The 20,142-nt window shown below is 60.4% G+C and carries 19 protein-coding genes and 1 pseudogene; 17 read left to right on the top strand and 3 right to left on the bottom strand.

Annotated elements, in window-relative coordinates; genetic code table 11:
- From AO268_RS15620 to AO268_RS33205, 15 genes and pseudogenes are all read left to right on the top strand, one after another.
- Positions 1-529 (top strand): annotated as a pseudogene (locus AO268_RS15620) (hypothetical protein); the annotation flags it as partial.
- Positions 530-676: 147 nt separating this feature from the next.
- On the top strand, positions 677-1,165 hold the full coding sequence (locus AO268_RS15615; RefSeq protein ID WP_029289879.1) for an Hcp family type VI secretion system effector: 489 nt from the start codon (positions 677-679) through the stop codon (positions 1,163-1,165).
- An 81-nt stretch (positions 1,166-1,246) separates the two neighbouring features.
- Complete coding sequence (locus AO268_RS15610; protein ID WP_076963463.1) at positions 1,247-1,696, top strand: type VI secretion system amidase effector protein Tae4; 450 nt, start codon at positions 1,247-1,249, stop codon at positions 1,694-1,696.
- Entirely contained in the window at positions 1,696-2,130 is a 435-nt protein-coding gene (locus AO268_RS15605; protein ID WP_076963464.1) for a hypothetical protein, read from the top strand. The genes AO268_RS15610 and AO268_RS15605 overlap by 1 nt, the downstream gene beginning before the upstream one ends.
- Positions 2,124-2,639, top strand: coding sequence for a type VI secretion system baseplate subunit TssE (gene tssE, locus AO268_RS15600; RefSeq protein WP_099169197.1), 516 nt, complete (start codon positions 2,124-2,126; stop codon positions 2,637-2,639). Before AO268_RS15605 ends, tssE begins: the two co-directional genes overlap by 7 nt.
- Positions 2,636-4,492 (top strand): type VI secretion system baseplate subunit TssF, encoded by a 1,857-nt coding sequence (gene tssF / locus AO268_RS15595; RefSeq protein ID WP_099169196.1) that lies wholly within the window; start codon positions 2,636-2,638, stop codon positions 4,490-4,492. Before tssE ends, tssF begins: the two co-directional genes overlap by 4 nt.
- Positions 4,456-5,499 (top strand): type VI secretion system baseplate subunit TssG, encoded by a 1,044-nt coding sequence (tssG, locus tag AO268_RS15590; RefSeq protein ID WP_076963466.1) that lies wholly within the window; start codon positions 4,456-4,458, stop codon positions 5,497-5,499. The genes tssF and tssG overlap by 37 nt, the downstream gene beginning before the upstream one ends.
- Complete coding sequence (gene tssH, locus AO268_RS15585) at positions 5,492-8,155, top strand: type VI secretion system ATPase TssH (RefSeq protein WP_099169195.1); 2,664 nt, start codon at positions 5,492-5,494, stop codon at positions 8,153-8,155. The genes tssG and tssH overlap by 8 nt, the downstream gene beginning before the upstream one ends.
- 171 nt (positions 8,156-8,326) lie before the next feature.
- On the top strand, positions 8,327-10,267 hold the full coding sequence (locus tag AO268_RS15580) for a type VI secretion system Vgr family protein (RefSeq protein WP_099169194.1): 1,941 nt from the start codon (positions 8,327-8,329) through the stop codon (positions 10,265-10,267).
- A 15-nt stretch (positions 10,268-10,282) separates the two neighbouring features.
- A complete protein-coding gene (locus AO268_RS15575) occupies positions 10,283-10,717 on the top strand; it encodes a DcrB-related protein (RefSeq protein ID WP_099169193.1) in 435 nt (144 codons plus the stop codon).
- Between the two features lie 12 nt (positions 10,718-10,729).
- Positions 10,730-15,091 (top strand): RHS repeat-associated core domain-containing protein, encoded by a 4,362-nt coding sequence (locus tag AO268_RS15570; protein ID WP_099169192.1) that lies wholly within the window; start codon positions 10,730-10,732, stop codon positions 15,089-15,091.
- Positions 15,092-15,094: 3 nt separating this feature from the next.
- Positions 15,095-15,382, top strand: a complete 288-nt coding sequence (locus AO268_RS15565; RefSeq protein WP_099169191.1) for a hypothetical protein — start codon at positions 15,095-15,097, stop codon at positions 15,380-15,382.
- A 134-nt stretch (positions 15,383-15,516) separates the two neighbouring features.
- On the top strand, positions 15,517-15,849 hold the full coding sequence (locus AO268_RS15560; protein ID WP_099169190.1) for a barstar family protein: 333 nt from the start codon (positions 15,517-15,519) through the stop codon (positions 15,847-15,849).
- Positions 15,850-16,060: 211 nt separating this feature from the next.
- Positions 16,061-16,234 carry an SMI1/KNR4 family protein gene (locus AO268_RS33210; protein WP_257154397.1) on the top strand — a complete coding sequence of 58 codons (174 nt, stop codon included), beginning with the start codon at positions 16,061-16,063 and terminating at the stop codon, positions 16,232-16,234.
- A gap of 86 nt (positions 16,235-16,320) precedes the next feature.
- The gene (locus AO268_RS33205; protein WP_236408981.1) at positions 16,321-16,479 is read left to right on the top strand and encodes an SMI1/KNR4 family protein; all 159 of its coding nucleotides are present in this window, start codon (positions 16,321-16,323) and stop codon (positions 16,477-16,479) included.
- Positions 16,480-16,633: 154 nt separating this feature from the next.
- Here the strand turns inward: AO268_RS33205 and AO268_RS15550 are convergent, their stop codons facing one another.
- The 3 genes from AO268_RS15550 to AO268_RS15540 all read right to left on the bottom strand — a co-directional run bounded on the left by AO268_RS15550 (position 16,634) and on the right by AO268_RS15540 (position 18,454).
- Positions 16,634-16,909, bottom strand: coding sequence for an HU family DNA-binding protein (locus AO268_RS15550; RefSeq protein ID WP_003213368.1), 276 nt, complete (start codon positions 16,907-16,909; stop codon positions 16,634-16,636).
- 190 nt (positions 16,910-17,099) lie between these two features.
- Positions 17,100-18,248 carry an NAD(P)/FAD-dependent oxidoreductase gene (locus AO268_RS15545; RefSeq protein WP_099169189.1) on the bottom strand — a complete coding sequence of 383 codons (1,149 nt, stop codon included), beginning with the start codon at positions 18,246-18,248 and terminating at the stop codon, positions 17,100-17,102.
- Positions 18,249-18,286: 38 nt separating this feature from the next.
- The gene (locus AO268_RS15540) at positions 18,287-18,454 is read right to left on the bottom strand and encodes a rubredoxin (protein ID WP_032856748.1); all 168 of its coding nucleotides are present in this window, start codon (positions 18,452-18,454) and stop codon (positions 18,287-18,289) included.
- A 196-nt stretch (positions 18,455-18,650) separates the two neighbouring features.
- Between AO268_RS15540 and AO268_RS15535 the strand changes: the two genes are divergently transcribed.
- Together AO268_RS15535 and ubiA are read left to right on the top strand one after the other, a co-directional pair.
- The gene (locus AO268_RS15535) at positions 18,651-19,214 is read left to right on the top strand and encodes a chorismate--pyruvate lyase family protein (RefSeq protein WP_076965073.1); all 564 of its coding nucleotides are present in this window, start codon (positions 18,651-18,653) and stop codon (positions 19,212-19,214) included.
- Positions 19,214-20,104 (top strand): 4-hydroxybenzoate octaprenyltransferase, encoded by an 891-nt coding sequence (gene ubiA / locus AO268_RS15530; RefSeq protein ID WP_076965074.1) that lies wholly within the window; start codon positions 19,214-19,216, stop codon positions 20,102-20,104. The genes AO268_RS15535 and ubiA overlap by 1 nt, the downstream gene beginning before the upstream one ends.
- The last annotated feature ends 38 nt before the right edge of the window (positions 20,105-20,142 follow it).

Raw genomic sequence — 20,142 nt, 5'->3', positions numbered from 1 at the left:
CTCGGCGTCGGCGAAGGTCATCTGCTTCATCGGGAAACTCGGTGGGTGGGGTCGCGGTATTTTGCCAAATCAGAAAGTCTTTTTCAGAGTTTCCCACAAGAAAAATACCGACTTCGCCGCGTTCATCGGCGCCCAGTCGTTGCAGAAACCGGCCGAATACGACGACCCGGACGCCACCGCCAACGCCAACCTGGCCGCGCGCCTGCCGTACCTGTTCGCCACCTGCCGTTTCGCTCACTACTTGAAGTGCATCGTGCGCGACAAAATCGGTTCCTTCAAAGAGAAGGACGAGATGCAGCGCTGGTTGCAGGACTGGATCCTCAACTACGTCGACGGGGATCCTGCGCACTCCACCGAAACCACCAAGGCCCAGCACCCGTTGGCCGCCGCCGAGGTGATCGTGGAGGACGTCGAGGGCAACCCGGGGTATTACAACTCCAAGTTCTACCTGCGCCCGCACTACCAGCTCGAAGGGCTGACCGTGTCGTTGCGCCTGGTATCGAAACTGCCTTCGGCAAAAAGCGCGTAAGCAATTCGCTCGTTCCCACGCTCCGCGTGGGAATGCCGCCCGGGATGCTCTGCGTCCCAGTGACGCAGAGCGTCACAGGATGCGTTACCACGCAGAGCGTGGGAACGATCACCCAATCAAGTGGCATCGGCCACACAGGGAGAAAACATGGCTGTTGATATTTTCATCAAGATCGGCGACATCAAGGGCGAGTCCATGGACAAGGCCCACAAGGACGAAATCGACGTGCTGAACTGGAGCTGGGGCATGGCCCAGTCCGGCAACATGCACGTTGGCAGTGGCGGCGGCGCGGGCAAGGTGAATATCCAAGACCTGTCGCTGACCAAGTACGTGGACAAGGCTTCGCCCAACCTGATGATGCATTGCGCCAGCGGCAAGCACATCGACAAGGTCAAGCTGACCGTGCGCAAGGCCGGCGGCGAAAGCCAGGTCGAGTACATGATCATCAACCTCGAAGAAGTGCTGATCACGTCCCTGAGCACCGGTGGTTCGGGCAGCGATGATCGCCTGACCGAAAACGTCACCCTGAACTTTGCCCAGGTGATGGTCGACTACCAGCCGCAGAAAGCCGACGGCACCAAGGACGGCGGCCCGATCAAGTTCGGCTGGAATATCCGTTCCAACACCAAGCGTTGATACGAAGACCCCCGGCGCCACACGCCGGGGGTTTTTGGTGCTTGCTCGAATTTCGACCTTCCTCTTTTCGGTATCTGAGTCATGGCCAAACCTTCGTTTATTAATTTGTGGAACAGCTATCCGCGCTACACCTATGCCGACCCTGCGTGCAACGATGGCTGGGCAAACCAGTGCGCTATTCGCGTGAGCATTGCGCTGTGTGGCGAACGCACGCTACCGGTCAACTCGTCGACCTATAACCTCGGCCCGCTCTGTGTGCACGGACACGCCCGAGGCGCAGAATCGCTGGCGCACTGGCTGTCGAAAAAACGTCAGCTCAGCCCACCAAAAACCTACACCACTAGTGTGGCCGACCGCGCCATATTACGGGGCAAGACCGGCATTATTTTCTTCAAGGACTGCTACCAGACCAATACTGATCGGGCTGGCCGGCCCACTGGCGACCATATCGACCTGTGGAACCGTGGCCTGACCAAGAGTGGTGATCTGTCCTCAAGCGCCAAGGAAATCTGGTTCTGGGAGCTTTTGTAATGCGTAGGCCTTTTGTTGTTGCCGTCCTGGCCGCGAGCCTTGTGAGCCTGAATGCATGCGCGGCAGAAGACGCACCTACGCCAACCGCTGCCACACAAGCGATATTTGTCGATCAGCCGCTGAGCCTGGTAGACGATCAAGGTCGCTGCACGCTGGTCAAACCCGACCAGACCCGCATGCAGTTAGACATGGAATGGCCTTGCAGCTTCAGCCTGGATGCACAGCAGAAGCTGCGGGTAGAGACGTTCAACAACACCCCGATTTTTGCGGTCTGGCGTAGCGATAAAATGCCCGCGCCCAGCCATGACTGCCTCAGCAAGATGCAAGCTGTTCGCCAGTTTCATGGGACTTTTGAGGCCGGGGCAGTTAGCACCTTTGCGGCCTGCGGCTCAGGTGGCGACCAAAAAATGTATGTAGCGCCCTTTACGTGGTAACCGAAATCGCCACCCGCGACCGCCTGCAACCGTCCCTATTGGACCGGTTGACCGACGACGAGCCGAGCAATCCCAAGGAAAGCGCGGACAAGCGCGTACTGTCCCTGTCCCAGCTCAAAGCCTCGGTGCTGCGGGACCTGGCGTGGCTGCTCAATACCACCTCGCTGCTCAACGCCGATGCCACGCTGCACACCCCGGCCGGGACGTCAGTGGTCAATTACGGGCTGCCGGCGCTGGCGGGTAACAGTGCGTCGAGCGTCGATATCAATGCCCTGGAAGCCTTGATCTACCAGGCGATTGCCACCTTTGAGCCGCGCATCCTGCGCCACACCCTGCGGGTCAAGGCGCGGGTGGCCCATGGCGAGATGAATCACAACGCCCTGAGTTTCGAGATCGAAGGCGACCTGTGGGCGCAGCCGGTGCCCTTGCGCCTGTTGCTGCAAACCGATCTGGACCTGGAGTCCGGCCATGTGCGCGTGGTCAATGCCGACCAGCGGAGGCGCTCATGAACCCGCGCCTGCTGGAGCTGTATAACCAGGAACTGCACCACGTGCGCGAGAGCGCGGCGGAGTTCGCCAAGGAATACCCGAAGATCGCCAGCCGGCTGACCCTGTCCGGCATGGACTGTGCCGACCCGTACGTCGAGCGTTTGCTCGAAGGCTTCGCTTATCTCACCGCCCGGGTGCAGCTCAAGCTCGATGCCGAGTACCCGACCTTCACCCATAACCTGCTGGAAATCGCCTACCCGCACTATCTGGCGCCGACCCCGTCGATGACCGTGGTGCAATTGCAGGCCGATCCCGATGAGGGCTCGCTGGCCAGCGGTTTCCCATTGCCCCGCGATACCGTGCTGCGCGCCGCCCTGGGCCGCGAAACCCAGACCTGCTGCGAGTACCGCACCGCGCACCCGGTGATGTTGTGGCCGTTGCAGGTCAGCCAGGCCGATTACTTCGGCAACCCGTCCGCCGTGCTCGGGCGCCTGGCCGCCAGCGAACCCAAGGCCAAGGCTGGTTTGCGCCTGACCCTGCGCACCGGCGCCGAGCTGCCCTTCAACAGCCTGGCCCTGGACAACCTGCCGCTGTACCTGAGCGGCGCCGATGAGCAACCGTTCCGCCTCTACGAGCAGTTGCTGGGCAATGTGTGCGCGGTGTTTGCGCGCCAGCCCGGCGGTGACTGGGTGGAGCGCCTGCCGCAGGACGCCCTACGGCCGCGCGGGTTCGACGACGCCGAGGCGGCGATGCCAGTGGTCTCGCGAGCGTTCCAGGGTTATCGCCTGCTGCAGGAATACTTCGCCCTGCCCCATCGCTACCTGTTCGTCGAATTCGCCGCGCTGAGCCGCGCCGTACAGCGCTGCGATGGCCAGGAGCTGGAGTTGGTCGTGCTGTTCGACCGCCACGACCCAAGCCTGGAAGGCAGTGTGGGCGCCGCGCAATTTGTACCGTTCTGTACCCCGGCGATCAACCTGTTCCCCAAGCGCGTGGATCGGATTCACTTGTCCGAGCGGGTCAACGAACACCATGTGATTGCCGACCGCACCCGGCCCATGGACTTCGAGATCCACTCCCTGAGCGGCATCACCGGCCATGGCAGCGGGCCGGAACAAGCCTTTTTGCCGTTCTATGCCGTGCGTGATCCATCGCGCTACGGTCGCGACCAGTCTTACTACAGCGTGCGCCGCGAGCCACGGGTGCTGTCCAGCGACCAGCGGCGCAATGGCCCACGCTCCACCTATGTGGGCAGCGAGACCTTTGTCAGCCTGGTGGACAGCCAGCAGGCGCCCTATCGTCACGACCTGCGCCAATTGGGCGTGACCGCGCTGTGCACCAACCGCGACCTGCCACTGTTCATGAGCGTGGGCAACGGCAAGACCGACTTCACCCTGGCCGACAGCGCCCCGGTGCTGGCAGTGCGTTGCGTCGCCGGGCCCAGCCGCCCGCGCGCCAGCCACGCCCATGATGCCAAGGCCTGGCGCCTGATCAGCCAGTTGTCGCTCAACTACCTGTCCCTCAGCGAGGGCCAGGGTGCCGCCGCGCTGCGTGAACTGCTGCGCCTGTACGGCGACAGCAACGACGCCGCCCTGCAATTGCAGATCGAAGGCCTGCGCGAGGTCAGCAGCAAAGCGGTGACCCGCCGTCTGCCAATGCCCGGCCCGATCGTGTTTGGCCGTGGCCTGGAAATCACCCTGGAATATGATGAAAACGCGTTTCGCGGCACCGGCGTGTTCCTGCTCGGTGCGGTGCTGGAACGGTTCCTGGCGCGTTACGTGTCGATCAACAGTTTTACCGAGACGGTGATCCGTACCACCGAACGCGGCGAGATCATGCGATGGAAAGCCAAGCCCGGACGGCGTCCGACCCTGTGAGTACCCTGGAGGCGATGCACCAGGAGCCCTGGGAATATGACTTCTTCCAGGCGCTGCGCCGTATCGAGTGCGAATCGCCCCACCTGCCGCGCCTGGGGCATTCCCTACGCCTGGCCGATGACCCGTTGCGCCTCGGGCAACAGGCTGACTGCACGTTCGCCCCGGCCACCCTGGCCTCGGTGAGCCCTGGCGGCGACGGCACACCTGCGCGCCTGGAGCAGTTCTTTTTCGGCCTCGGCGGCCCCAACGGCCCGCTGCCGCTGCACATCACCGAGTACGTGCGCGAACGCCAGCGCAACAACGCCGACAGCACCAGCAAGCGCTTCCTGGATGTGTTCCACCACCGCCTGCTGACCCTGTTCTACCGGGCCTGGGCCGAAGCGCGGCCGACTGTCAGCCATGATCGGCCCGACGATGACTACTGGTCCGCGCGCCTCGCCGCCTTGAGTGGCCGGGGTATGCCCAGCCTGCTTGAGCAGGGCCTGATCCCGGACACGGCGAAGCTGCACTACAGCGGCCATCTCTCGGCGCAAACCCGCTACCCGGACGGCCTGAAGGCGATTCTCGGCGAGTATTTCGGCCTGCCGGTAGAGATTGAAGAGTACGTCGGCCAATGGCTGGAGCTGCCCGAACGCAGCCGGGTCAGCGTCAGCGCCAATCAGTTGGGGGTGGACTTTTGCCTGGGCAGCCATGTGTGGGACCGCCAGCACAAATTTCGCATCCGCCTGGGCCCGCTCACGCTGGACGACTACATGGGCATGTTGCCCGGCAGCCAGCCGTTCAATGAACTGGTGGCCTGGGTGGCCGAGTACCTGGGCCATGAACTGGACTGGGACTTGAACCTGGTTCTGCAACAACCCGAAGTCCCGGCGCTGCAACTCAACGGCCAGTTCCGCCTGGGCTTCAACACGTGGCTCGGCCAACCCGGGCACGACGCCAACGACCTAATCCTGGCCCGGCATTACGCCGATCAGGCCACCACCTCAAGGAATCCAGAGCATGGGTGAAATCAGTCGCGCCGCACTGTTCGGCAAACTCAACAGCGTGGCCTACAAGGCCATCGAAGCCGCCACGGTGTTCTGCAAATTGCGCGGTAACCCCTACGTGGAGCTGGCCCACTGGTTTCACCAGTTGCTGCAACTGCAGGACTCGGACCTGCATCGCCTCATCCGCCAGTTCAACCTCGAGCCGGCGCGGCTGGCCCGTGACCTGACCGAGGCCCTGGACCGCCTGCCCCGGGGCTCGACCTCGATCACCGACCTGTCGTCCCATGTGGAAGAAGCCGTGGAACGCGGCTGGGTGTACGGCAGCCTGATGTTTGGCGAAAGCCAGGTGCGCACCGGCTACCTGGTGCTGGGCATTTTGAAGACGCCGAGCCTGCGGCATGCGTTGCTGGGTTTGTCGGGGGAGTTCGACAAGATCAAGGCCGAGGCCCTGAGCGAGCGTTTTGACGAATACGTCGGCGATTCACCGGAAAATGCCCTGAGTGCCAGCGATGGTTTCAATGCCGGTGCCGTGCCGGGCGAAGCCAGCGGCGCCATGGCCCCGAGTGCCATGGGCAAGCAGGAAGCCCTCAAGCGTTTTACCGTGGACCTGACCGAGCAGGCGCGCAGCGGCAAGCTCGACCCGATCGTGGGCCGTGATGAAGAGATCCGCCAACTGGTGGATATCCTGATGCGTCGGCGCCAGAACAACCCGATCCTCACCGGCGAGGCCGGGGTGGGCAAGACAGCGGTGGTCGAAGGCTTTGCCCTGCGCATCGTCGCCGGCGACGTGCCGCCTGCCCTGAAAGATGTAGAACTGCGCAGCCTGGATGTGGGCCTGCTGCAAGCCGGCGCCAGCATGAAAGGCGAATTTGAACAGCGTCTGCGCCAGGTCATCGAAGACGTCCAGGCCTCGCCAAAACCGATCATCCTGTTTATCGACGAAGCCCACACCCTGGTGGGTGCCGGTGGCGCCGCCGGCACCGGTGATGCGGCCAACCTGCTCAAGCCGGCCCTGGCCCGTGGCACCTTGCGTACCGTGGCAGCCACCACCTGGGCCGAATACAAGAAGCACATCGAGAAAGACCCGGCCCTGACCCGCCGCTTCCAGGTAGTGCAAGTGGCCGAGCCGTCGGAGGACAAGGCGCTGCTGATGATGCGCGGCGTGGCCTCGACCATGGAAAAGCACCACCAGGTGCAGATCCTCGACGAGGCACTGGAAGCCTCGGTGAAGCTGTCCCACCGCTATATTCCAGCGCGCCAGTTGCCGGATAAATCCGTGAGCCTGCTGGACACCGCCTGCGCCCGCGTCGCCATCAGCCTGCACGCGGTGCCGGCCGAGGTGGACGACAGTCGCCGCCGTATCGAAGCCCTGGAAACCGAGCTGCAAATCATCGCCCGTGAGCATGCTATCGGCATCGCCATTGGTGCACGCCAGAGCAATAGCGAAGCCTTGCTGAGCGCCGAGCGCGAGCGCCTGGCAACGCTGGAAAGCCGCTGGGCCGACGAGAAAACCCTGGTGGACGAGCTGCTCGCCACCCGCGCGACCCTGCGCGAGAAGGCTGGCGTTGTCGACAGCGGCAACGACGCCTTACGCGCACAACTGGTGGACCTGCAACAACGCCTCAGCGCCCTGCAAGGTGAAACTCCGTTGATCCTGCCGACCGTGGATTACCAGGCCGTGGCCTCGGTGGTTGCCGACTGGACCGGCATCCCGGTGGGCCGTATGGCGCGCAATGAACTGGAGACGGTGCTCAACCTCGACCAGCACCTGAAAAAGCGCATCATCGGCCAGGACCATGCGTTGCAGATGATCGCCAAGCGCATCCAGACCTCCCGCGCCGGCCTCGACAACCCGAGCAAGCCGATTGGCGTGTTCATGCTGGCCGGCACCTCGGGCGTGGGCAAGACCGAAACCGCCCTGGCCCTGGCCGAAGCCATGTACGGCGGCGAGCAGAACGTGATCACCATCAACATGAGCGAGTTCCAGGAAGCCCATACCGTGTCCACCCTCAAGGGCGCGCCACCGGGCTATATCGGCTATGGCGAAGGCGGCGTGCTGACCGAAGCCGTGCGGCGCAAACCCTACAGCGTGGTGCTGCTGGACGAGGTGGAAAAAGCCCACCCAGACGTGCATGAGATTTTCTTCCAGGTGTTCGACAAGGGCGTGATGGAGGACGGCGAAGGTCGGGTGATCGACTTCAAGAACACCTTGATCCTGCTGACCACCAACGCCGGCACCGAGCTGATTTCCCACGTCTGCAAAGACCCGGCAAACGTGCCCGACCCGGAAGACATCGCCAAGGCCCTGCGCCAGCCGCTGCTGGAGTTCTTCCCGCCGGCCCTGCTCGGGCGCCTGGTGACGATTCCGTATTACCCGCTCAGCGACGTGATGCTCAAGGCGATCACCCGCCTGCAACTGGACCGCATCAAGAAGCGTGTAGAGAACACCCACAAAGTCGCGTTCGACTACGACGACGGGGTGATCGACCTGATCGTCTCGCGCTGCACCGAAACCGAAAGTGGCGGGCGGATGATCGACACCATCCTCACCAACAGCCTGCTGCCGGACATGAGCCGCGAGTTCCTTACGCGCATGCTCGAAGGCAAGGCGCTGGCGGGAGTGCGGATCGGCACGCGGGATAACGAATTGCACTACACCTTCAGCGACGCCGGATAACGACTGCCGGAATGTGCTCAGTGTGGGAGCTGGCTTGCCTGCGATAGCATCACCTCGGTATGACAGACATACCGAGTTGATGCTATCGCGGGCAAGCCCGGCTCCCACATAGAACCAGCTCCTACAGTTGATTCGGTTTCGTCAGTAAAGACGACACTTACGGGACAACCGATGCTTTTCAACCAAGCCTCACGCCTGGCCAAGATCACCAGCCCCCTGGGGCCGGATGTGCTGCTGCTCAATGAAATGGGCGGCGGCGAAGAGTTGGGACGGCTGTTCAGCTACGAGCTGCAACTCAACTCGCTGGACGCCAACATCGACCTCAACCAGTTGCTGGGCAAACCGATGAGCGTCGGCCTGCAACTGGCGGACGGCGGCGAGCGGTATTTCCATGGGCTCGTCGCACGCTGCAGCCAGAACATCGACCAGGGCCAGTTCGCCAGTTACCAGGTGACATTGCGCCCATGGCTGTGGCTGCTGAGCCGCACCTCCGACTGCCGGATTTTCCAGAACCTGAGCATCCCGCAGATCATCAAGCAGGTGTTCCGCGACTTGGGCTTTTCCGACTTTGAAGACGCCCTGAGCCGGCCGTATCGCGAGTGGGAATACTGCGTGCAGTACCGCGAGACCAGCTTCGATTTCGTCAGCCGCCTGATGGAACAAGAAGGCATCTACTACTTCTTCCGCCACGAGCAGGACCGCCATGTGCTGGTGCTGGCCGACGCCTATGGCGCCCACACCACGGTGCCCGGCTACACCTCGGTGCCTTACTACCCCAAGGACGAGCAACAGCGCGAACGCGACCATATGCACAACTGGCACCTGGCGCAGGAAGTGCAGCCCGGCTCCCTGGAGCTCAACGACTACGATTTCCAGCGCCCCAGCGCCAGCATCGACGTGCGCTCGGCCATGCCGCGCCCGCACACCGCCGGCGACTACCCGCTGTACGACTACCCCGGCACCTACGTCAAAAGCGAAGACGGCGAACACTACGCACGAACCCGCATCGAAGCCCTGCAAACCCTGCACGAACAAGTGGAGTTCAGCGGTAACGCCCGGGGCCTGGGTTCCGGCCATCTGTTCAGCCTCACCGGCTTCAGCCGCCGCGACCAGAACCGCGAATACCTGATCCTCGGTGCCCGCTACTACATCACCCAGGAACGCCTGGAATCCGGTGGCGGCGCGGCGTCGGCGCAGTTCGACAGCAGCCTGACCTGCATCGACGCGCAACAGAGCTTCCGCCCACTGGCCAATACCCATCGCCCCATCGTCAAAGGCCCGCAGACCGCGCTGGTGGTCGGGCCCAAGGGCGAGGAAATCTGGACCGACCAATATGGCCGGGTGAAGGTGCATTTTTATTGGGACCGCCACGACCAGTCCAATGAAAACAGCTCCTGCTGGATTCGCGTCTCGCAGTCCTGGGCCGGCAAGAACTGGGGCTCGATGCAGATCCCACGCATTGGCCAGGAAGTGATTGTGAGCTTCCTGGAAGGCGACCCGGACCGGCCGATCATTACCGGGCGGGTGTACAACGCCGAACAGACGGTGCCCTACGACCTGCCGGAAAACGCCACCCAAAGCGGGATGAAAAGCCGCTCCAGCAAGGGCGGCAGCCCGGCGAACTTCAATGAAATCCGCATGGAAGACAAGAAGGGCCTGGAGCAGTTGTACATCCATGCCGAGCGCAATCAGGACATCGTGGTGGAAGTGGATGAAAGCCACTCGGTGGGGCATGACCGCAACAAGAGCATTGGGCATAACGAGACGGTGACCATCGGCAACAACCGCCTGCGCATCGTCAAGCAGGAAGACATCCTCTCCGTTGGCCAGAAAAAAACCGACAGCATCAGCCAGAGCTATGTCATCGAGGTCGGTGAAAACCTGCGCCTGGTGTGCGGGGAAAGCATCCTCGAATTGAACGCCAGCGGGCAGATCAACCTCACGGGCGTGCAAATCAGCTTCTACGCCAGCGGCGACGCCGAATTCAACACCGGCGGCGTGCTGCACCTGAACAACGGCGGCGGGCCTGGCGCCACACCGGATGGCCAAGGCATAAAAACCAGCATCGACGCCAATATCAAAGCCGCATTCCCCGCGCCTAAAAGCTCCTGACGAGACCTGTTTGCCATGACGTACCGCATCAACGAATTCCAGTTTCAACTGCCCGCCGGCGAGCTGCAGGACGCGACGATCAATATCCTCAAGTTCCCGGAACTGGGGACCTCCCTGATCGTCAGCCGCAGCCTGCTGGCAGAAGGCGAAACCTTGCACAGCAACTTCGACGACCAGCTCAAGCGCCTGGAAAAACAAGTGCAGGACCTGCGCTGCCTGCCCAGCGTGCCGGTACGCCTGGGTGCCGCCCAGGAGGTCGAAGGGATCGAGCTGCGTAGCCAGTTCAACAAGGGCAACGACAAGGTGTTCCAGTACCAGTTGGCCCTGGTGCTGCCGGGGACGCGCAAGATGCTCGCCTTGAGTTATGTGAAGGCGGACAAGCTGGGTGATGCCGAGGCGGCGCATTGGGCGACCATCAAGAACTCGTTGTCGTTCGACGCAATTTCTTGATGAGCGGCCTGCATGTCTGATGCGCTATGGGCGGCCCGGATGGGCGATGCACTCTCCCACACCTCGATGTTGGCGGACATTCTCGGCGGTGTGTTGGAGGTGGCGGCCAATATCGCGATTACTGCTGTCGCGACCGCTGCCGTCGTTGCCGCCACCGGCATTACCGTCGTCACCGGCGGTCTCGGCTGTTTCCTGCTGGGCGCGGTGGTGGGTACGATCGTCGGCCTTGCCATGAGCAAGTCCGGGGCGGACAAAGGCTTAAGCCGTTTATGTGAGAGTTTCAGCAACGCCCTGTTTCCGCCCACAGTGCAGGCCAATATTCTCACCGGCTCCACCAATACCCTCACCAACAACATTCCCGCCGCCCGCGCCGCCGGGGCGATCAGTTCCCATGTTGCACCAGCCGGTACAGAGCTGGAAGAAACCCCGCCGGAACCCGAGGCCAGCTTTCTGGACATGGCTGAGAGCTTCTTCTCGCAGATGTGGCGCCCGACCGTCGCGACGCCTGCACCCGGCGCGGTACCCAAGCCGCTGGATCTTGTGGTGTGCATGAAGCATCCGCCGATGCCGCCGCAGTTTCTTGCAGAAGGCTCGGACAAGGTGACCATCAACGGCCAGCCCGCGGTACGCAGCGGTGACCGCAGCACCTGCGATGCGACTGTGGTGTCGTCCGGGTTAATTTCATCGAACATGACGATTGGTGGCGGTTCGGTGGTGGTGCGCGAGATTCGCAGCGGCAAGACGCCTGGCGTCGGGTTGGCGGTCACAGCGTTGTTGATGCTCAAGGGTGGCAAGGGCAAGTTCTTCAGCAAACTGCCCTGCATGCTGATCGGCGGCGCGACTTCGATGGCGGTCAGCAGTGCGATGGGAGCAATGGCCAACGCGGCGATGGGCTCGTCGAACCCGATACATGCCGCGACTGGTGCAAAGGTGCTGGGGGCTGTCGAGGAGTTGGATTTCGTGCTGCCCGGCATCCTGCCGATTGACTGGCAGCGCGTCTACAACAGCCGCGACGAACGCCGGGGCAGCTTGTTCGGCGCTGGCTGGAGCGTGCCGTATGAGGTGTGCGTTGAAATCCAGCCTCATCCCGAGGGCGGCGAGACCCTGGTCTACACCGACGAACAGGGGCGGCCCATCGACATGGGCGCCATCCCCTTGGGCGGCGCGGTGTTCAGCGCGGGTGAAGGGCTGGCGGTGCGGCGACACCTCAATGGGCAATTGCTGATCGAGAGCGACGACGGTGTGTACCGCTTGTTCGACCCTGTACAGGCAAACCCGTCTAGGCTACGCCTGAGCCAACTCGGTGACCGCAACGACAACCGTATCCATATCGACTACGACGACGCCGGACGCCTGGTACGACTGCGCGACACCTTCGACCTGGTGCAGGTCGAACTGATCCGGGACGGTGAACAGGTTACGCGCATCGAGCGTCTTTATCCCGATCAACGCCGTGAAGTTCTCGTGAGCTATGGCTACGACGCGACGGGTAATCTCACTGAGAAACGCGATGCCACAGGCCAGGTGCAACGGCGTTTTGCCTATGATTCCGGGCGCCGTATGGTCGAGCACCAGTTGCCGACAGGATTGCGCTGCTTCTATGACTGGGCGTTGATTGAAGGCCTGGAATGGCGAGTGGTGCGGCACTGGACCGATGAGGGCGACACCTACCAATTCGACTATGACCTGCAAGCCGGCACCACACGCATCACCGATGGCTTGCAGCGCGTCAGCATCCGCCACTGGAACACTCAGCACCAGATCATTCAGTACAGCGACAACCTCAGCCAGACCTGGTTGTTCGAATGGAACGATGAGCGCCAATTACTCAACGCCACCGATCCGCAGGGTGGGCGTTATGCCTACAGCTACGACGAGAGCGGCAACCTGATCGGCGAGACCGACCCGTTGGGCCGCAGCGATTCCACCTTGTGGCTGGAACACTGGGCACTGCCGCTGGTGGAAACCGACGCCGCCGGCAACAGCTGGCAGTATCGCTATGATCAGCGCGGCAACTGCATCGCCGAGACCGATCCGCTGGGCTATATCACCCGTTACCGCTATGACGCACACGGCCAAGTCGTCGAGATCATCGACGCCACGGGCAAAAGCAAAAAGCTGCGCTGGAACCCGTTCGGGCAGTTAGTCGAGCATATCGACTGCTCGGGCTACCCAACGCGGTTCAGCTACAACGAGCGGGGCTATTTACAGGTCATCACCGATGCCCTCGGTGAACGCACGCAGTTCAGTTATGACGCACAGGGGCGCCTGCTCAGCAACCAATTGCCGGATGGCCGCACCGAGCAATACCAGCGCGATGCCAGTGGGCAGTTGGTGGGCTATACCGACCCCGCCGGGCACACCACGCTCTATCAAAACAACCGGCGTGGCCAGGTGCGCCAGCGCACAGACGCCCATGGTCGGCAGGTGCAGTTCGGCTATGACAGCTACGGGCGGTTGCAAGCGCTGGTCAATGAGAACGGTGAAAGCTATCGGTTTGCGTGGGACGCAGGGGATCGGCTGACTGAACAGCAAGACCTCGATGGCAGCGCTAAGCGCTACGACTACGACTTGCTCGACAACATCACGGCGGTGACTGCGATTCCAGCGCCTTACGGCAATGGCCTGGCGGTGGTCCCGAAGACGCTGCCGACGCCCATCGTTCACCGACTGGAGCGCGATGCGGTCGGCCGACTGGTCGCCAAAACCACCGACGATGGCCGCACCGACTACAGCTACGATGCAGTCGATCAGCTCACAGCCGTCACCTTCACCGACTTGCAGGGCAAAGCCCAGGCCTTGGCTTTCGCCTACGACGCTGTCGGCCAGTTGCTTGCCGAACAGAGTGCCAGTGGCAACCTGCAACACCATTACGACGAACTCGGCAACCTGATCCAGACCCAACTACCGGACGGCCGCTGGCTCAACCGCCTGTACTACGGCAGCGGCCACCTGCATCAAATCAACCTCGACGGCCAGGTCATCAGCGACTTCGAGCGCGACCGCCTGCACCGCGAAGTGCTGCGCACCCAAGGCCAGATCAGCACCCGCAGCGAATACGACCGTAGCGGTCGATTGCGCTCACGCCAACGCCGCCTTAACAGCCAGCCATCGTTGATGCCCGCAGCTGCGCAAAAGCAGTTCGAGTACGACCCCGCCGACAACCTGATCGGCAAACTCGACCAGCAGCCCTCCACGCAGCATCGCCAACTGCTGCACTACGACGCCACCGGCCGCATTATCGCCAGCCAAGACAGCCTGCACGGCCAGCGCGAAACTTTCGCCTACGACGCCGCCGCCAACCTGCTGGACGGCCCACAGGCAGGCGCCGGGCTGGTGGTGCATAACAAGCTGCTGACCTATCAGGACAAACGCTACCGCTACGATGCCTTTGGCCGGATGATCGAAAAGCGTAGCGGCGCCCGTGGCGTACAACACTTTGCGTACGACGCCGAAAGCCGGCTGATTGAAGTGCGCAATGCAGGCGGCAGCGTGGTGCGCATGGCCTACGACCCGCTGGGCCGACGCATCGCCAAGACCGAACATGGCAGCAATGGCTATCCACTGGGCGAAACCCAATTCATGTGGGACGGTTTACGCCTGTTGCAGGAGCAAAAGCACAGCCAGACCAGCCTCTATCTCTATGAAGACGAAGGCTACCAACCCCTGGCCCGCGTCGATGGCATCGGGGCGCTGCAAAAAATTCGCTACTACCACAACGACCTCAATGGCTTGCCGGAGCAACTGACCGAGGCTGATGGGCACACCCTGTGGCAGGCGACTTATCGGGTGTGGGGCAATACCCTGGAGGAGGTGCGAGAGCCTTACTTTATTGAAGAGCAGAACCTGCGGTTTCAGGGACAGTACCTGGATCGGGAGACGGGGCTGCATTTTAATACGTTCAGGTTTTATGATCCGGATGTGGGGCGGTTTACTACGCCGGATCCGATTGGGTTGGCGGGAGGGCTAAACACCTATGCCTACTCACCCAACCCATTCATGTGGTCAGACCCCTTGGGCCTGGCAGCCTGCGCCAAGAACGTGGACGCCCTGCGTAACGGCCCTCAAAAAACCGTCGTGAAAGTGAAAACTAAAAAAGAAGCGAACGAGTTATTGAAAGAAGCATTTCCAAACAGCCAAAAAGTCAGAGGCATAGGATCGCAAGACGCCCAAGGTATAAGAAAGAAAAACAAGATGGACCAATTCAAAAAGAGAGATGGGAAAGTACGATATAGAAAAGATTATCCCATTAATAAAGAAACAGGTCGCGTTTATGGTCACGACGATCCGAAAGGTACAGGCCACGGTGAACTACCGCACGTCAACATTAAGCGCGCCGATGGCACAATGGTCCGAATTGATATTACAGGTTAGAGCATGAACAATCTCATAGAAGCACTCAACGCTGGAAAACGCCGAGGCTACGAGGAAAGACGTGAAATAGATGGGGTTTCATTTCTATTTCAATACGCCATAAAAAAACAGAATAATCTGTATTACACCTATTTTTTCTCAGTAGACGAGTCCCAAATGGACGTCATTGAAGATGATGAAAACGAAGAAATACTGATATTTCCGAGTCTCGATGAAGCATTGAGTCACTTAATCAACAGAGGCGCCATAGTGGAAAAATTTTCAGCCATCAAAAACACCTTGCCTTTTTAAGAGTACGCTGGCCAGCTGATAGTGAGCGAGCTCAAACTTACCAAAGGGAAAAACGGGACAGCTTTATTTAAAGTCTATTACACTCAAGATCACTATGATCTCATTCATAGAATCAACCTAGGCGGGTGGAAGTGATGAACATAAAAGCAATTATTGAATTAGACTTCTCTAAAATAAGAGACGTAGATCAACTGTACGAAGCTTTAGCTGAAAAATTCGGTTTCCCAGACAGTTATGGCAAAAATGCCGACGCAGTAATTGACTGTTTATTTGGTTTACGCTACCCCGAGGAAGGCATGACCAAAATAAGTTTAGATCCGACAGAAAAAATTATAATCCAAACAAAAAACGTCACTAGCGCCCAACAAAAAACGAGAGAAACACTTATATTTATCATTGAATTCGTAAACTACAAATGCCAACTCAAAGAAACTCCTTCGTCACTTCTCTTACTCCTTGAACGCTGACCCTTAAAGTTCTCAATCCATCCGCTTGGCACCAGAAAAAAGTGGGGACTGGAAAAATGGGAACAGGTATATTTAAACTCTTTAGGAACTTTCCGAAAGATTTTGATAGAGGACAAACCAATCTAACTCTGCAATATTTTATATTCACTATAGCTACAATACCGCCATGAACTAGCCAAACTAAATCCACTCCACAATGGATCATTAAAGTATGCATGTGTTTCGACTGAAACTTGAAGACTCCAAGCAGGCTCTTTCTGTACAGGAACTGAACGAGTTCCAAGAGTTGTTCCGTGTGCAATTACCGACGGCCTTTAGAGCGTTTTATCTAAAGCATAATGGCGGTGATTTGTCTGACAGCAATAACGATAATGATTTTTTCTAGGCGGATTTACACCTATCAAATATGGTAATGCACCGATCGAAACGGTCTATAGAGACTTAACTGACGATATTCCATCGCTAAAACAAATGATCCCCTTTGCTTATGACCGGGTGGGTAATTCATTTCTCTTGTCAGTCAAGGAAGATAATTTTGGATATATTTATCTTTACTTGATGGATGAGGAAGAACTGGCGTTCGTTTGCGAATCATTTGAAGAATTCATGACTGAGCTCACAAACGGATAGTAGCGTTGCACTCGCCCGCGTAAACAGGGCCGCACACCGCATGCTGACACGGCTCAACAGTCCCTGATGAGGCGGCCAACAAAAATGGGCACCCAACCCAGTCGGCGTGCCCATTTTTCATACCTCCCCGCCTCCCTTCGAGACGGTATCGCGCTTACGGGTTGACGCTATCTTTGAGCGACTTGCCCGGCTTGAACGCCACGGTGTTGCTCGCCTTGATTTTCACCGGCTCGCCGGTTTGCGGGTTTTTGCCGGTGCGGGCGCCGCGGTGGCGTTGCAGGAAGGTGCCGAAGCCAACCAGGGTGACGCTGTCCTTGCGGTGCAAGGCGCCAGTGATTTCTTCAAGAACGGCGTTGAGGACGCGGTTGGCCTGTTCTTTGGTCAGGTCTGCTTTTTCTGCAATGGCGGCTGCGAGTTCTGGTTTACGCATAGGTGAAGCCTCTTTGACGGTTTTTTGTTGTTATGTCCGTGCTGCTCTCTGCTGGAGCAGCGCCAAGGCGCCGCAGGCTCTACTCTGCGGCAGACGGGAGTGAGGATGGCATGCCATTGGTGCCTGCGCCAGTCTCGTGGCGACCTTTCTAGGGGGAAAAAGGTGCTTATTCCGACAGAACGACCAGTATTTACGCCAGCAGTGGCGGAAGTTCCTTATTCAAGGCCAGTTTTTCCATGACCGCCGTGCCCGTCAGCGCATAGCCCAGCAGGCGCCCGCTGGGATCGCGGCACAAAGCCTTGATGTCGGCGCCCTGCCCTTCGACGCTCCACACGCCTTCAGTGCCCCGTGGCGGTGGCGAAACCACCAGCGGGCACGCCGGGGTTTTCACCGTGACCGGCATCGGCCCGTAGTTGACCGCCGTGGCGTTGCCCGCCAGGGTCTGGGCCAGGGCACGGGCGCAGCTCATCAGGGGCATGACATACAGCAGGTTCAGGCCATCGACCTCGGCGCAGTCGCCCAGGGCGTAGATATTGGCATGGGAGGTCTTGAGGTGGCGGTCAACCATGATTCCACGGTTGGTTTGCAGGCCGGCCGCAGCCGCCAGGTCCACCCGTGGGCGCAAGCCAATGGCGGAGACCACCAGGTCGCATTCGATCACGGTGCCATCGGACAAGTGGGCTTCCAGGCCTTCAGCCGTGCGTTGCAGGCGGTTGAGCACCGGGCCCAGGTGGAAACGTGCCCCCAGGCCTTCCAGCCCGGCCTGCACCGCTGCAGCCGCTGCCGGGTGCAGCAGGGTCGGCATGACTTGCTCGCACGGTGCCACCAGGTCGACAGTGTAGCCGCCCAGGATCAGGTCGTTGGCAAACTCACAGCCGATCAGGCCCACGCCCAACAGCAGCACACGGCGCTTGCCGGCCGCGGCGTGGCGAAAGCGCGCGTAGTCTTCCAGGTCGTTGATCGGGAAAATCAGTTCAGCGGCATCGCCCTCGACCGGGACCTGTACCGTCTGGGCGCCCCAGGCCAGGATCAGGTCGCGATAGGCCAGCGCTTCCTCGCCGATCCACAGGCGCTTGTGGCCAGGGTCGATGCCACTGACTCGGGTATGGGTGCGCACCTCGGCCTTGAGTTGCTCGGCCATGGTGCCCGGGGTCGCCATGCTCAGGCCATCGGCATCCTTGTTCTTGCCAAAACCGGTGGAGAGCATGGGCTTGGAGTAAGAACGCCCGTCATCCGCAGTGATCAGCAACAGCGGGGTTTCGCTGTCGAGCTTGCGAAACTCCCGAGCCAGGTTGTAACCGGCCAAGCCTGTACCGATGATCACGACAGGTGCGCTCATTCCATTCTCCTTGTAGTACGTTTCTTAAATTCAGCGAATCAACCGATTTCGATCATTTCAAAATCCATTTTGCCGACGCCGCAGTCCGGGCACAGCCAGTCTTCCGGGACGTCCTGCCACAGGGTGCCGGGGGCGATCCCGTCATCCGGCCATCCGTCCGCTTCGTTGTAGATCAGGCCACAGACTACACATTGCCACTTCTTCATTACTTGCTTCCTCAGGGTCCAGGCGTACTGGCCGACAGTCGATAGATCCAGCATTGCCGTGCGGCTCAGGGCGTTTTGTACTGATCGGGGCGCCCAGATGCAAGCACGTTCGCCCCAATGTCCCGCCGCACCCCGGCAACAATCCAGGCGGCCATGGTAAGCTCGGCGCCTCATTAACTGCCAATAATGACTCCCCGTGCCGCATTCGATTGCTGTTCCCGATGCCTGCCAATGGCTGAACCAGAGCCTTCTGCACCCTTTGCCCGCGCCTCCTACCCTCGACTGGCTGTTCGATGAGGGGTCGCTGACCCGCCGTCTGACGCACCTGTCCCACGATGGTTTCAGTGTCACGCCGTTGTACGAAGGCTGGCAGCCCCTGCGAGACGACGAATGCGCCGCCCTCGACCTGCCAGTCGCCAGTATTGGCTGGGTGCGCGAGGTGTATTTGCGCGGTCACGGCCAGGCCTGGGTGTTTGCCCGCAGCGTCGCGGCGCGCAGTGCCTTGCAGGGCGATGGCTTGCATATGGATGAGTTGGGCAGCCGTTCCCTGGGCGAACTGCTGTTTTGTGACCAGGCCTTCACCCGCCAGGCCATCGAAGTCTGCCATTACCCACGCGCCTGGCTGCCGAAGGCGGATCAGGCCAATGGCTTGTGGGCGCGGCGCTCGCGCTTTGATCGCGGCGCGTTGAGCGTCTTGGTGGCAGAGGTGTTCCTGCCGAGCCTGTGGCAAGCCGTGCACCCATCTGCGGAGAACTGCTGATGTACCAGCGCCTGCTCCACTCCCTGAACCGCCTGCACCCACGGGCCTGGGACTTCGTACAACTGACGCGGATGGACAAGCCCATCGGCATCTATCTGCTGCTGTGGCCCACCTTGTGGGCACTATGGATTGCCGGCAAGGGCTCGCCGTCGTTGAGCAATATCGTGATTTTTGTCCTCGGCGTGACCCTGACCCGGGCCGCCGGTTGCGTGATCAATGACTGGGCGGACCGCAAGGTCGACGGTCATGTGAAGCGTACCGCGCAACGCCCGTTGGCGAGCGGCAAGATCAGCTCCAAAGAGGCCCTGGTGTTCTTTGCGGTGCTGATGGCCATCAGTTTCCTGCTGGTGCTGCTGACCAACGCCGCCACCATCTGGCTGTCCCTGGGTGGCCTGGCGCTGGCGGTCAGTTACCCCTTTATGAAGCGCTACACCTATTACCCGCAGGTGGTGCTGGGCGCGGCGTTTTCCTGGGGCATACCCATGACGTTTACCGCCGAGACCGGCAGCCTGCCGGCCATTGCGTGGTTGCTGTATATCGCCAACCTGCTGTGGACGGTGGCCTACGACACCTATTACGCGATGACCGACCGCGATGACGATTTGAAAATCGGCGTCAAATCCACCGCAATCCTGTTTGGCGATGCCGACCGGATCATCATCCTTACCTTGCAGGGGTTGGCGCTGCTGTGCCTGCTGCTGGCGGGCTCGCGCTTTGAGCTGGGCGGCTGGTTCCACCTGGGGTTGGTGGCAGCTGCGGGTTGCTTTGCCTGGGAGTTCTGGTACACCCGGGATCGGGACCGGATGAAGTGCTTCAAGGCGTTTTTGCACAACCATTGGGCGGGGTTGGCGATTTTTGTCGGGATTGTGGCGGACTACGCCTTTCGATAAGACGGGATGAGAGGGCTTGCCACAACAAGCCCCCACAC

Source organism: Pseudomonas sp. ICMP 8385, assembly GCF_002699915.1.
In the GTDB taxonomy this organism is placed as follows: domain Bacteria; phylum Pseudomonadota; class Gammaproteobacteria; order Pseudomonadales; family Pseudomonadaceae; genus Aquipseudomonas; species Aquipseudomonas gessardii.
Note: the sequence above shows the minus strand (reverse complement) of the source record. Positions and strands in the feature narration are given on the sequence as shown.

What these genes read in the sequence shown, in the direction of transcription:
- AO268_RS15615 (WP_029289879.1), top strand. Translation starts at nt 677, where the DNA reads ATGGCTGTTGATATTTTCATCAAGATCGGCGACATCAAGGGCGAGTCC.
- AO268_RS15610 (WP_076963463.1), top strand. Translation starts at nt 1,247, where the DNA reads ATGGCCAAACCTTCGTTTATTAATTTGTGGAACAGCTATCCGCGCTAC.
- AO268_RS15605 (WP_076963464.1), top strand. Translation starts at nt 1,696, where the DNA reads ATGCGTAGGCCTTTTGTTGTTGCCGTCCTGGCCGCGAGCCTTGTGAGC.
- tssF (WP_099169196.1), top strand. Translation starts at nt 2,636, where the DNA reads ATGAACCCGCGCCTGCTGGAGCTGTATAACCAGGAACTGCACCACGTG.
- tssG (WP_076963466.1), top strand. Translation starts at nt 4,456, where the DNA reads ATGGAAAGCCAAGCCCGGACGGCGTCCGACCCTGTGAGTACCCTGGAG.
- tssH (WP_099169195.1), top strand. Translation starts at nt 5,492, where the DNA reads ATGGGTGAAATCAGTCGCGCCGCACTGTTCGGCAAACTCAACAGCGTG.
- AO268_RS15580 (WP_099169194.1), top strand. Translation starts at nt 8,327, where the DNA reads ATGCTTTTCAACCAAGCCTCACGCCTGGCCAAGATCACCAGCCCCCTG.
- AO268_RS15575 (WP_099169193.1), top strand. Translation starts at nt 10,283, where the DNA reads ATGACGTACCGCATCAACGAATTCCAGTTTCAACTGCCCGCCGGCGAG.
- AO268_RS15570 (WP_099169192.1), top strand. Translation starts at nt 10,730, where the DNA reads ATGTCTGATGCGCTATGGGCGGCCCGGATGGGCGATGCACTCTCCCAC.
- AO268_RS15565 (WP_099169191.1), top strand. Translation starts at nt 15,095, where the DNA reads ATGAACAATCTCATAGAAGCACTCAACGCTGGAAAACGCCGAGGCTAC.
- AO268_RS15560 (WP_099169190.1), top strand. Translation starts at nt 15,517, where the DNA reads ATGAACATAAAAGCAATTATTGAATTAGACTTCTCTAAAATAAGAGAC.
- AO268_RS33210 (WP_257154397.1), top strand. Translation starts at nt 16,061, where the DNA reads ATGCATGTGTTTCGACTGAAACTTGAAGACTCCAAGCAGGCTCTTTCT.
- AO268_RS33205 (WP_236408981.1), top strand. Translation starts at nt 16,321, where the DNA reads ATGATCCCCTTTGCTTATGACCGGGTGGGTAATTCATTTCTCTTGTCA.
- AO268_RS15550 (WP_003213368.1), bottom strand. Translation starts at nt 16,909, where the DNA reads ATGCGTAAACCAGAACTCGCAGCCGCCATTGCAGAAAAAGCAGACCTG.
- AO268_RS15545 (WP_099169189.1), bottom strand. Translation starts at nt 18,248, where the DNA reads ATGAGCGCACCTGTCGTGATCATCGGTACAGGCTTGGCCGGTTACAAC.
- AO268_RS15540 (WP_032856748.1), bottom strand. Translation starts at nt 18,454, where the DNA reads ATGAAGAAGTGGCAATGTGTAGTCTGTGGCCTGATCTACAACGAAGCG.
- ubiA (WP_076965074.1), top strand. Translation starts at nt 19,214, where the DNA reads ATGTACCAGCGCCTGCTCCACTCCCTGAACCGCCTGCACCCACGGGCC.